At 66.1% G+C, this 11844-nt stretch carries 8 protein-coding genes; 2 read left to right on the forward strand and 6 right to left on the reverse strand.

All coding sequences use genetic code 11. The features are described from left to right. Window positions 1-3: 3 nt before the first annotated feature. Together AB7Z56_RS33290 and AB7Z56_RS33295 are read right to left on the reverse strand one after the other, a co-directional pair. Window positions 4-708 (reverse strand): cysteine hydrolase family protein, encoded by a 705-nt coding sequence (locus AB7Z56_RS33290; RefSeq protein WP_063984857.1) that lies wholly within the window; start codon window positions 706-708, stop codon window positions 4-6. A 329-nt stretch (window positions 709-1037) separates the two neighbouring features. Next, window positions 1038-1991 carry a hypothetical protein gene (locus tag AB7Z56_RS33295; RefSeq protein ID WP_063984858.1) on the reverse strand — a complete coding sequence of 318 codons (954 nt, stop codon included), beginning with the start codon at window positions 1989-1991 and terminating at the stop codon, window positions 1038-1040. 164 nt (window positions 1992-2155) lie between these two features. Between AB7Z56_RS33295 and AB7Z56_RS33300 the strand changes: the two genes are divergently transcribed. Further along, the gene (locus AB7Z56_RS33300) at window positions 2156-5632 is read left to right on the forward strand and encodes an indolepyruvate ferredoxin oxidoreductase family protein (RefSeq protein WP_441256733.1); all 3477 of its coding nucleotides are present in this window, start codon (window positions 2156-2158) and stop codon (window positions 5630-5632) included. A gap of 141 nt (window positions 5633-5773) precedes the next feature. Here the strand turns inward: AB7Z56_RS33300 and AB7Z56_RS33305 are convergent, their stop codons facing one another. From AB7Z56_RS33305 to AB7Z56_RS33320, 4 genes are all read right to left on the reverse strand, one after another. Next, the gene (locus AB7Z56_RS33305; protein ID WP_441256734.1) at window positions 5774-7504 is read right to left on the reverse strand and encodes an FAD-dependent oxidoreductase; all 1731 of its coding nucleotides are present in this window, start codon (window positions 7502-7504) and stop codon (window positions 5774-5776) included. 59 nt (window positions 7505-7563) lie between these two features. Further along, entirely contained in the window at window positions 7564-8583 is a 1020-nt protein-coding gene (locus tag AB7Z56_RS33310) for a S1C family serine protease (protein WP_283018522.1), read from the reverse strand. Window positions 8584-8689: 106 nt separating this feature from the next. After that, window positions 8690-9139, reverse strand: coding sequence for a hypothetical protein (locus AB7Z56_RS33315; RefSeq protein WP_063984862.1), 450 nt, complete (start codon window positions 9137-9139; stop codon window positions 8690-8692). Window positions 9140-9146: 7 nt separating this feature from the next. Next, entirely contained in the window at window positions 9147-10745 is a 1599-nt protein-coding gene (locus AB7Z56_RS33320) for a GMC family oxidoreductase (RefSeq protein WP_063984863.1), read from the reverse strand. 201 nt (window positions 10746-10946) lie between these two features. On the opposite strand from AB7Z56_RS33320, the gene AB7Z56_RS33325 reads away from it, so the two are divergent. Then, on the forward strand, window positions 10947-11735 hold the full coding sequence (locus AB7Z56_RS33325; protein WP_063984864.1) for a thermonuclease family protein: 789 nt from the start codon (window positions 10947-10949) through the stop codon (window positions 11733-11735). Window positions 11736-11844: the final 109 nt, after the last annotated feature.

The raw sequence follows: 11844 nt of genomic DNA on the forward strand, positions 1-11844 counted from the left end.
ACATTACCCCTGTGTGGTCGAAGTCTTCATTGCCTCCAGTACTGCGGCTGAGTCCGCGACCCAGCCGAAGATGCCGCCCTGGGCCTTGATCATCTTCAGGCCCATCTCGTGAAATTGCGGGAAGTAGGATGCGCAGCCGTCCGAGATGACGACACAGCGATAGCCGCGGTCATTGGCCTCGCGCACGGTGGTGTTGACGCACACTTCCGTTGTGACGCCGCAGACGAGCAAGTTCTCGATGCCGTATTTCTCCAGCACGTCCGTGAGCTCGGTGGCGTAGAAGGCACCCTTGCCGGGCTTGTCGATCACGACTTCGCTGTCGAGCGGATAAAGCTCGGGAATGATGTCGTGGCCGGCCTCGCCGCGAATGAGAATGCGCCCCATCGGGCCGGGATCGCCGATGCGCAAGGACGGCGCGCCGCGCTCGACTTTTGCGGGCGGCGCGTCGGACAGATCAGGTAAATGCCCCTCGCGCGTGTGGATCACCAGCATGCCGGTGTCACGCGCCGCCTTCAGCACCGCGCCGATCGGCTTCACCGCGCGCGCGAGCTGGCTGACATCGTTGCCAAGCGTCTCGCCGAAGCCGCCCGGCTCCATGAAATCCCGCTGCATGTCGATGATGAGAAGTGCGGTGGCAGGCCAGTCGAGCCTGATCGGCTCGGGCTCGGCGCTGATGACGCCCAGTGTCGGCTTGGTTGAGTTCAACATAACTCAAGGCCCCCGCGAGAACTCTCTTTGCCAGGAGTTCTGCAAACGCCGTGCCATTGTGTACAATAGCGGTGGGGCACAGGCCGCGAGAGAATTTGCTGCGCACTCAGAAGGTTACGTCAGCGGCTGACGGCTGCTTATTCCCTGTGCGACGGCTTTGCGACGTGCAGTTGCTTAAAGGATGAGCGGGCAGCGACGGACTCGCTCGCCGTCATTCCGTGGCGACGCGACAGCGTCGAGCCCGGAATCCATCGGGCCGCAGTACGCGAGGAAAGTGGATTCCGGGTTCGCGCTGCGCGCGCCCCGGAATGACGGCGGAGGCCGTAGCGCTACCGCCCCGTGCCGTACAGCTGCCGATACTCCATCTCATACGGCGCATACGAATCCTTCAGCGTCGCCATGTTGAGCAGCATGGTGGCCACCACCGCGCCCGTCTTGCCGAACACGCGCGTTTTAATCCAGGCACTCTCGGTGCGGCGGCTGCCGGAGAGCGCGACAACCTCACGCTCGATTTCGTACTCCTCATCGACGAAGAGCGGCCCCTTGATCAGCCTGATCTCCTGATCCGCGAACAGGCCGACCGCCGGCCCCTTCGCCGGCAGCGGATCGTCCTTGGAACGGTACTGGAAGAGTACGCTCAACATCTCCATCGGGATGATGGCCTTCCCCCACGGATTGTCGGCGCCTGAATAATATGGCGAGTTCTCGGTGATGACGGCGAGCTTCTGCCGGAGAGAGAACGGATAGAGGTCGCCCATGTTCTGGTCCAACGCCATCCGCACCGTCTGCCGTTTGCTGGTCTGCGCCACCTTCACATCGCGCAGGATCACGGGATCGGCGAGCGGCTTGAGCTCGGTGAGGCGCGCCTCGAGCGCGGTCGCCGCATGAGGTTCGCCGACCGAGGCCGTGCCGCGCAGCACCTCGGTGCCGTCGCGCTTGACCATCTGGATCTGGCACTGGCTCGTGCCGGGCAGCGGCTTCGACAGCATCGCCTGCACCTCCTCACCTTCGAAGCAGGCGTTGCGGTAATGCGCGGACAGGCAACCGCTCTCGAACCAGGCCTGCCCCCACAGCCGCGCGCCGAGCGGGGCGAACTGGCTGAAATGTGTCGGGCCTTCGATGGTGCCGCCCTTGAAGCCGAGCTTTTGCGCGGTGGCATCGTCGTGGATCGAGGCGTGCGCGTCGTAGACTTGCGCGTGAAGCATCTGGCGCGGCTGGCGCCACGGGCCAATCAGCGCCTCGGCCGTCTCTGTAATCTCGGTGTCGAATGCGTTTGCAGCCATGGTGTCCTCCACAGGCAGCCATGACTAGCAGGAGCGCCACGGATGCGGCTAGCCGTATTGACTTCGCCGGCCCATGCTCTTGACTGTCGCAATTCGCGTCGCGCCGCCGCTATCCCTCCCGCAGCGCAAACCCCCACGCCGAACGAGAGACGAGGACTCCTGAAATGACGCTGATGCAGGTCGAGCTGGACGACAAATACCGGCTCGAATCGAAGCGGATCTTCCTGTCCGGCACGCAGGCGCTGGTTCGGCTGCCCATGTTGCAGCGCGAACGCGACCGGCTTCAGGGCCTCAACACCGGCGGTTTCATCTCGGGCTATCGTGGTTCCCCGCTCGGCATGTACGACCACGCGCTGTGGCGCGCGAAGTCGCACCTCCAGCAGCACGACATCGCCTTCGTCCCCGGCCTGAACGAGGACCTGGCTGCGACCGCCGTCTGGGGCAGCCAGCAGGTCGGCCTGTTTCCCGGCGCCAAGGTCGATGGCGTGTTCGGCATCTGGTACGGCAAGGGCCCCGGCGTCGACCGCTCGGTCGATGCGCTCAAACATGCCAATGCGGCCGGCACCTCGCTCAATGGCGGCGTGCTGGCACTCGCCGGCGACGACCACGGCTGCCAGTCCTCGACGCTGGCGCATCAGAGCGAGCAGGTGTTCGCGGCGGCGCTGATCCCCGTGATCAATCCGGCAACGCTCCAGGATTATCTCGACCTCGGCCTCTACGGCTTTGCGCTGTCGCGCTTCTCCGGCTGCTGGGTCGGCTTCAAGGCGATCAGCGAGACCGTGGAAAGCTCGGCCTCGATTGACAGCGATCCCGAGCGCATCAAGATCGTGCTGCCCGATGATTTCGAGATGCCGCCCGGCGGCCTCAACATCCGCTGGCCCGATCCGCCGCTGGACGCCGAGAGGCGCCTGTTCGGCCCGAAGATGGCCGCCCTGCAGGCCTTTGCCCGCGCCAACCAGCTCGACCGCATCGTGCTCGATTCCAAGCCGGCACGGCTCGGCATTCTCGCGACCGGCAAGGCCTATCTCGATCTGCGCCAGGCGCTGGCCGATTTGGGCATCACCGACAAGGAGGCGCAGGACCTCGGCCTGCGCATCTACAAGGTCGCACTGACCTGGCCGCTGGAGGAAAGCGGCGCCAAGCGTTTCGCCGAAGGTCTTCAGGACGTGCTGGTGGTCGAGGAGAAGCGCGGCTTCATCGAAGACCAGCTGATGCGCATCCTCTACAATATCGATGCCTCCAGGCGGCCGACGGTCACCGGAAAACGCGACGAGCGCGGCGCGCCGCTGCTGCCGAGCGAGGGCGAGCTGACGCCGACCATCGTCGCGGGCGCGCTGGTGGCACGCTTGCGCAAGCTCGGGCATCACAGCCCGGTGCTGGAGCAACGCCTCGCCCGGCTCGAGGCCTTCGACAGTCCCGTCACATCAAGCACGCAGATCAAGCTCGCGCGCACACCGTTCTTCTGCTCGGGCTGCCCGCACAACTCCTCGACGCGCGTGCCCGAGGGAAGCCGCGCCATGGCCGGCATCGGCTGCCACGGCATGGCCTTGAGCATGCCGACCCGCCGTACCGATCTGATCTCGCATATGGGCGCCGAGGGCGTGAACTGGATCGGCCAGTCGCCCTTCACCACCGAGAAGCACATCTTCCAAAACCTCGGTGACGGCACCTACACCCATTCTGGCCTACTTGCGCTGCGCGCGGCTTCCGCCGCCGGCATCAACATCACCTACAAGATCCTCTACAACGACGCGGTCGCGATGACCGGCGGCCAGCCCGCCGAAGGCGCCTTCAACGTCGCGCAGATCGCGCATCAGGTCTGGGCCGAGGGCGTCAAGCGACTTGCGATCGTATCGGACGATCCGACGAAGTATCCGGAAGGCAACTACTTCCCGCAGCGCGCGACCATCCATCACCGCCGCGAGCTCGACGCCGTCCAGCGCGAGCTGCGTGACATCAAGGGCCTCACGGTCGTGATCTACGACCAGACCTGCGCAGCCGAAAAGCGCCGCCGCCGCAAGCGCGGGCTCTATCCCGATCCCGCAAAGCGTGCCTTCATCAACGAGCTGGTCTGCGAAGGCTGCGGCGACTGCTCGCAGGCCTCCAACTGCGTCTCGGTGCAGCCGCTGGAGACGGAGTTCGGCCGCAAGCGCCAGATCGACCAGTCGAACTGCAACAAGGACTTTTCCTGCGTCGAGGGTTTCTGCCCGAGCTTTGTCACCGTGCACGGCGGCAGCCTGAAGCGGATGAAGACGTCGGCGGTCGATTCCGGACAGTTGTTCGCCGACCTGCCGCTGCCTCCTGCCCGCGAGCTCGAGGCGCCGTACAACATCCTCGTCACCGGCATCGGTGGCACCGGCGTCATCACCATCGGCGCGCTGCTCGGCATGGCCGCCCATGTCGACGGCCGCGGCTGCTCGGCGCTCGACTTCACCGGCCTGTCGCAGAAGAACGGCGCGGTGATGAGCCATGTCCGCATTGCACGGAGGCCGGAGGACATCTCCGCGGTCCGCATCACCACCGGCGGCGCCGACGTCATTCTCGGCTGCGACATGATCGTCTCGGCAGGTCCCTCCGCGCTGAGCCGTGCCGAACGCGGGGTGACGAAGGCGTTCATCAACGCCGACCTGCAGCCGACCGCGAGTTTCGTGCAGAATCCCGATCTCGACTTCGAGATGGGCACGATGCAGACCGTGCTGCGTGACGCCGTCGGCGACACGAACCTCGACATCATCGACGCGACAGGCATTGCCTCGGCCCTGATGGGCGACTCGATCGCGACAAATCCCTTCATGCTCGGCTTCGCCTTCCAGAAGGGCGCGATCCCGCTGTCGCTGGAGGCCCTGCTCCGCGCCATCGAGATCAACGGCGCGGCGATCGAGATGAACAAGCTGGCCTTCACCTGGGGACGGCTGGCCGCCCACGACATGTCGCGCGTGCGCAGCGTGCTGCAGTTCAAGAGCCGCGCTTCCGCGCCGACGAAGTCGCTCGACGACGTGATCGCGACCCGCGCGGAGTTTCTGACCGGCTATCAGGACAAGGCCTACGCCGACCGCTATCGCACGGCCGTCGCCAAGGTGCGCAAGGCAGAGAGCACAGTCTCGCCCGCGTCCACGGAGCTCACCGAGGCGGTCGCCAAAAACCTGTTCAAGCTGATGGCCTACAAGGACGAATACGAGGTTGCACGGCTCTACACCGACGGCAGCTTTGCCAAGAAGGTGTCGGAGAAGTTCGACGGCGACTTCACGCTGAAGTACCACCTCGCCCCGCCGATCTTCGCGCAGCGCGACAAGACCACCGGACACCTTCAGAAGAAGGAGTTCGGCGGCTGGATGATCCACGCCTTCCGCCTGCTCGCCAAGCTGAAGGTCCTGCGCGGCGGCGCGTTCGACCCGTTCGGCCGCACCGAGGAGCGCCGGACCGAACGGAAGCTGGTCGCGGATTATCTCGGCATGATCGACCAGCGGATGGCCGGGCTGAAGGCGGAGCAGATCCCGCTGCTGGCGCGGCTCGCCCGCGTGCCCGAGACGATCCGCGGCTTCGGGCACGTCAAGGAAGCCAATATCAAGCTGGCGGCGGCCGAGACAGCGCGGCTGGAGGCCGAACTGGAGAACAGCCGCTTTGCGGCGGCGGCGGAGTAGCGGGGGTGCTGTCGCCTCATTCTCGGTGTCATCGCCCGCGAAGGCGGGCGATCCAGTACTCCGAGGCGGTTGTGGTTGAATCGATAGGCCGCGGCGTACTGGATGCCCCGCCTTCGCGGGGCATGACGGTGGAGGTAGTGGCTAGACCGAAGCTGACACGCCGGCAGCCGTCTCACGCGCCGCACCACCCTCCGCCAGATGCCGCCCCGCGATATACCCGAACGTCAGCGCGGGCCCGAGCATGATCCCCGGCCCCGGATAATTCCCGTTCATGATCGACCCCATGTCGTTGCCGCAGGCGTAGAGACCTGCGATCGGGGCCCCGTCCTCGCGCAGCACGCGCGCCTGGGCATCCACCTTCATGCCGATGGCCGTGCCGAGATCGGCCGGATGGATGCGCATCGCGAAGAACGGCGCGCGGAGGATCGGCGCGACGCAGGGATTGGGCTTGTGCGTGGCATCGCCGAGGTGGCGCTGATAGATGGTGCTGCCGCGGCCGAATTCGGGATCGCGGCCCTGCTTCGCATCAACGTTGTAACCAGCGATCGTCGCCGTGAGCACGGACGGATTGACGCCGATCTTCGCCGCGAGCTGCGCGATGTCTGGAGCCTTGAGCAACTCGCCGCTCGCCAGATAGCGCCGGAGGTTGAGCGTAAACGGCTTGATGCGGCCGAGGCCATAGCTCCACAGGAACTGACGGTCGCAGACGAGATAAAACGGCCGGTCCGGCTCGCCATTGCCGTCGCGCAACATCGCCAGCACGAACTCATGGTGCGACTGCGCCTCGTTGACGAAGCGACGGCCGGCCGCGTTGATGGCGATCACGCCGGGCTTGGCGTGGTCGGTCACCGTATGCGGAAAAACGCCACGGCTGCCATCGTCGCGACGGAACAGCGAGGCCGGCACCCAATAGGCCGGACTCGTCGCCTCCGTGTTGAGCGCGGCACCGGCCGTGGCCGCAAGCCGGAGCCCGTCGCCAGTGCCAGCGGTGCTGGCCGCCGAGACGAAACCAGCCGCGGCCGGGAAGAAGCGTTTGCGCAACACAGCGTCGTGCGAAAAGCCGCCGGTCGCAACCACCACGCCGCGACGCGCTGAGATCAGGCGGTCGCGGGAGCCGTGGCGGATGACAACGCCGCCGACGTGATCGCCCTGCATCGACAAGTCCTCAACATCGGCGCAGAAGAGAATCTCGACCTGCCGCGCCAGCAGCGAGGCATAGAGCCGCGCCGCGAGCGCGTTGCCGAGATGCAGCGTCGTGCCGCGCCGATTGCGTAGCCGCTGCAACGCGTATTCCGAAACGAGCCGCGCCGCGCGCAGGGTCGAACGCAACGATTTTCCGGCCCGGCGCAGATGCGGGATGTCGAGGCGGTTGACCATCATCCCGCCGAACAGCGTGAGCTCCGGCAGCGGCGCGCGCAGCCGCGCGAAAGGCGCGCCGAGCCGGGTGCCGTCGAACGCGACCGGCTCCAGCACGCGCCCGCCTGATGTCGCGCCCAACCGCTCCGGATAACAGTCCGGACAGGCTTTCACCGGCTGGAGGCGCACTTCCGTGTTGGCTTCGAGATAGGCGACCGCCTCCGGCCCGCGCGCGAGGAAGGCTGCGCGCAGGCCGGCATTGGCAGGCTCCGGCACCGTGCTCGACAGATACCGGACCGCGTCCGTGATGCTGTCGGACAGCCCGACGTCCTTCATCTTGGGATTGGCGGGGATCCAGACCATGCCGTCGCTCCAGGCGGTGGTGCCGCCGACGAACGCCGTCTTCTCGATCACCAGCACGCGCAAGCCTTCAGCGGCGGCCACCGCCGCGGCCGTCATGCCACCGGCGCCAGCGCCGACGACAATGACATCGTAGGTCTCATGCGCCGGAATCATGCGGCAAGGGTCCGGGAAAGAGGCATGACGCCGTCATACCTCGCCCGGAGGCACCAACGCTAGCGCGCCGGCTTGCGCTCGATCGGGTCGATATCGATCGCCCGCAAGCGGCCGAGCCGCAGCACGTCCATGGCGAGCCGCCGGCCGATCCGGTCGCGGTCGAGCACGCGGATCAGATCGTCGACGCCGTTGATATCGACACCATCGAGCTTGATGACGACGTCGCCGGGCAACAGGCCCGCCTTCGCCGCCGGTCCATTCGGCTCGATCTGCATCAAGAGCGCGCCCATCTTGTTGTCGACGCCGGCCAGTACCGCGTGCCGCCGCGGGACCGGTGCAGTCTGCCCGGCGACGCCGATAAAGGCGCGGCGGACATAGCCGTGGCGGATGATCTCCGACAGCACGAACTGCGCGGTGTTGCTGGCGACCGCGAAGCATATGCCTTGCGCGCCATTGATGATGGCGGTGTTGATGCCGATCACCTCGGCATTCGACGACACCAGCGGCCCGCCGGAATTGCCGGGGTTGAGCGCAGCATCGGTCTGGATCACGTCCTCGATGGTGCGGCCGCTCACTGAGCGGATCGAGCGCCCCAGCGCCGAGACCACGCCGGCGGTCACGGTCGACTCGAAGCCGAGCGGATTGCCGATCGCGATCACGAGCTGGCCGCGCCGCAGGGTCTTGGAGTTGCCGAGCGCGGCATAGGGCAAGTCGCGCACACCATTGGCGCGCAGCAACGCAAGGTCGGTGTCGGGATCGACGCCGAGTACGCGGGCCTCACCGACGTTACCCTCGACGTCCCGCAGCCGGATCTCCCTGGAGGAACCGACCACGTGGCTATTGGTGAGCACGAGCCCGTCCGGCGAGATCACGATGCCGGAGCCGAGCCCGCCGCGCTCGCGGCCGTTCGGCACCTTTGGCCCGGTCTCGACGCGCACGACGGCGGGGCCGACACGGTCGGTCACGTCGATCACGGCATTGGAATAGGCGTCCAGCAGAGCCCGGTCGTCGACCGGGGCAGACGCTGTCGCTCGCGATGACGCGGCGTCATCGACGATGTCTGAGGTAAAATCCAGCATGGCAAGAGTCCTTGAGGCTCACACAGATGGTGGCCTGTTCCTGCCAACGCAAGGGACCCGCCTGGGGCGCAAGGCTGGGCTGTCAGGACTTGACCTACCAAGGTGGCTAGGGCGCCCGCCGCAGCGTGCCCGCCCTCGCCTTGACCGGGTCGAGCAGCGACCAGTCGCCGTCCGGGAGCACGTAACCCTTGGGGAACGGCGCGCGCAGCTCGAGCCCGAGCGAGCGCAGCACCCGGTCGTCGCGGTAGTAGCATTGCAGGACGACGCGGACGAGCGTTGCGGCAGCCGCGCCGCCGGAGCTGCGGAACTCCTGCGCCACCGCATCGCGCCTGGCGGCATCGAGCTCGGCGAACGGTTGCCCTGCGAGCCGGGCCAGATGGTCCAGCGCCGCCGCCACCAATTTGGTGTCGCGGCCCAGCGTCGTCAGAATATCGGCCTGGATCGCGGGGTCGTCGGCGCCGGGCACCTTGTACTCGTCGCTGGCGGGCACGATCATCGCAGCGATGGTGCGGAGATCGTTGCATTGGGCGCGCGTGAGTTGATTGTCTGCGGACATGACGGCCTCAGTCGAACAAGTTTGCGAGGCGCTGCTTCATCTGGTCGGCGATGTAGAGCGCGAGGGCCTGGATGGTGGACGTCGGGTTCACGCCGCCCGAGGTGACGAAGATGCTGCCGTCGACGATGAAGAGATTTTTGACGTCGTGCGTGCGGCCCCATTCGTTGACGACGGAGCGTTCGGGGTCGGTGCCCATCCGCGCGGTGCCGAGCAGATGCCAGCCGCCCCACGGGATCGGCGAGTTGACGCAGATGTCGGTCGCCCCCGCCATTTCCAGAACCTCGCGGCCGCGCGCGAGCGCATGCTCCATCATCTTCCGGCTGTTCTCGCTGATCGAGTAGTCGATCTTCGGTGCTGGAATGCCGTGGCTGTCCTTCAGGACAGGATCGAGCGTGACGCGATTGTGCTCCTCCGGCAGGTCCTCGCAGATCGCGGAGAATCCCAGCCGATGGCCATTGAGCTTGCGGAAGACGCGGTGATGATCCGCGCCCCACGGCAAAATGCCCCTCTGCTCGCTCACGACAGCCTCGAACACCGGTCCTGCCCCGCGCACGAACTGGACGCCGTAGCCGCGTACGAAACCGCGCGACAGGTCGGTGTCATACCATTCCTTGCTCCACAGGCAGGTCGGCGGCGCGCGGTTGCTGTCGGTCGGCTCCTTCACATAGCCGTAGATCTGCGCATAGGGATGGAACATCAGGTTCTTGCCGACGAGGCCCGACGAATTGGCAAGACCGTGCGGGAAGCGGTTGGATGCCGAGTTGAGCAGCAGCCGGGGCGTGCCGACGCCGTTGCAGGCGATGATGACGACATGCGCCGGCTGGAACTGCTCGACGCCGTCCTTGTCGTAATAGACCGCGCCTGAGGCCATGCCGTTCTCGTCGGTGGTGATCTCGCGCACCCGGCAATGCGTGCGCAGCTCGACGCCGGCACGGATCGCGTGCGGCCAATAGGTAATGTCGGTCGAGGACTTTGCGCCTTGGGCGCAGGCCGGCGTGCAATGGCCGAGATTGATGCAGCGCGCGCGGCCCTCATAGTCCGTGGTCGCGACTGTCGTGTCCGACGGCCACCAGTGCCAGCCGAGCTTGTTCATGGCCTTGCCGATGATGGCGCCGGACAATCCCATCGGCTGCTGCGGCATCGGCGGATGCGTCAGCGGTGACAGCGGATCGCCCGATAGCCCAGACGTGCCCATGATGCGGTCGTTCTCTTCGAAGAACGGCGTCAGCGCGTCGTAGTCGATCGGCCAGTCGTCAGCGACGCCGTCGAGCGTCTTCACCTTGAAATCGGAGGGATGCAGCCGCGGCCAGTGCGCGGTGTACATCACCGTCGAGCCGCCGACCGCGTTGTAGTTGACGACCTTGATCGGCGAATTGTCGTCGTTGATCGGATAGTCCTCGGGCCGGCCGCGGACATTCGGGCTCGACGACCACTCCCCGTAGAACTTGGCCTCCCAGTCGCGGCCCGTGCTGGGATATTCCGCCGGGTTCATCCAGCCGCCCTGCTCCAGGCAGAGGATGTGCATCTTGGTCTCGGCCAGCGACCACGCGATCGCGGCACCTGAAGCGCCGGCGCCGATGATCAGGACGTCCACGGGGTCTTTCATCGAACTTTCTTCCTCCCGCCCTCGCCGCTTCAAGGGCGATTCGGTCTACGCAGGTTTTTGATCGTGCCGAACGATAGGGGCAGACCGGCCGGTCAGTAAAGGCTGGCCCGCGAATGTCGCACTTCGCAGGGCGCAGACCATTGGTATCGCGACCTCCGGATGCTAGGAACGAGGCGCCAGAGCAATCGATAGCGAGACGTTATGTCCTTTAGGAATTCATTTGCCGCCGCCCGCGCCTTCGCGCTTGTTTCGTTTCTCGCTCTGTCCGGGTTTCTGGCCTCTTCCGGGCCCGCCTCCGCGCTGACGGCGGCCGCGACCGTCCGGGACGCCAATTCGATCCAGCTCGGCGACGTCACCTACCGCCTCGACGGCGTCGACGCGCCCGAGCTGGACCAGGTCTGCATCGACGATCACGCCGATCCCTGGACCTGCGGCATCGAGGCCCGCGACCAGCTGGCGAAGCTGATCAACAAACGCAGCGTGCGCTGTGACGATGTCGGGCCGGAAAAGAGCTTCGGCAAACGGCACCGGGCGATCTGCACCGCCGAGGGCGACAAGGTCTCGTTGAACGAGCAGCTGGTCAAGCTTGGCTATGCCATCGCCCGCGAGCCGATCAAGGCGAACGTCAAGGCTGCCGCGGCCGATGCCAAAACCGCGTCAGCCGGCATCTGGAAGGGCTGCTTTGTTGCACCGCAAGAATTCCGCATGGGCAAGAAGGACGGCACGCTGCTCGGCGCCGCCTGCCGCGCCGACCGCGACAAGGAAATCCGCGCGGCGCTGTTTCCGGAGGAGCTGACCATGCCGCCGAGTTGCAGCATCAAGGGCAAGCTCGCCGTGCGCGCGCGCGTCACCGGCAATATCGGCATCTATCACTTGAGAGGCTGCCCAAGCTATCCCGCGACCACCAAGCCGGACCGCTGGTTCTGCTCGGAGGACGACGCGCAGGCCGCCGGCTTCCGCAAGGCCTACAATTGCCGCCGGCCGAAATGAGGAAGCCCGTCACGAGCATGTGAGCGGTAGCCGGAGACAGTATTGATCCGGAATTGAACTCTCTCGGTGGTTGCTACATCTAATATGTACGCAAGCGCTTTGCGCGAGC

This window comes from Bradyrhizobium sp. 482_C4_N1_8 (assembly GCF_052075965.1).
GTDB classification, from domain to species: domain Bacteria; phylum Pseudomonadota; class Alphaproteobacteria; order Rhizobiales; family Xanthobacteraceae; genus Bradyrhizobium; species Bradyrhizobium barranii.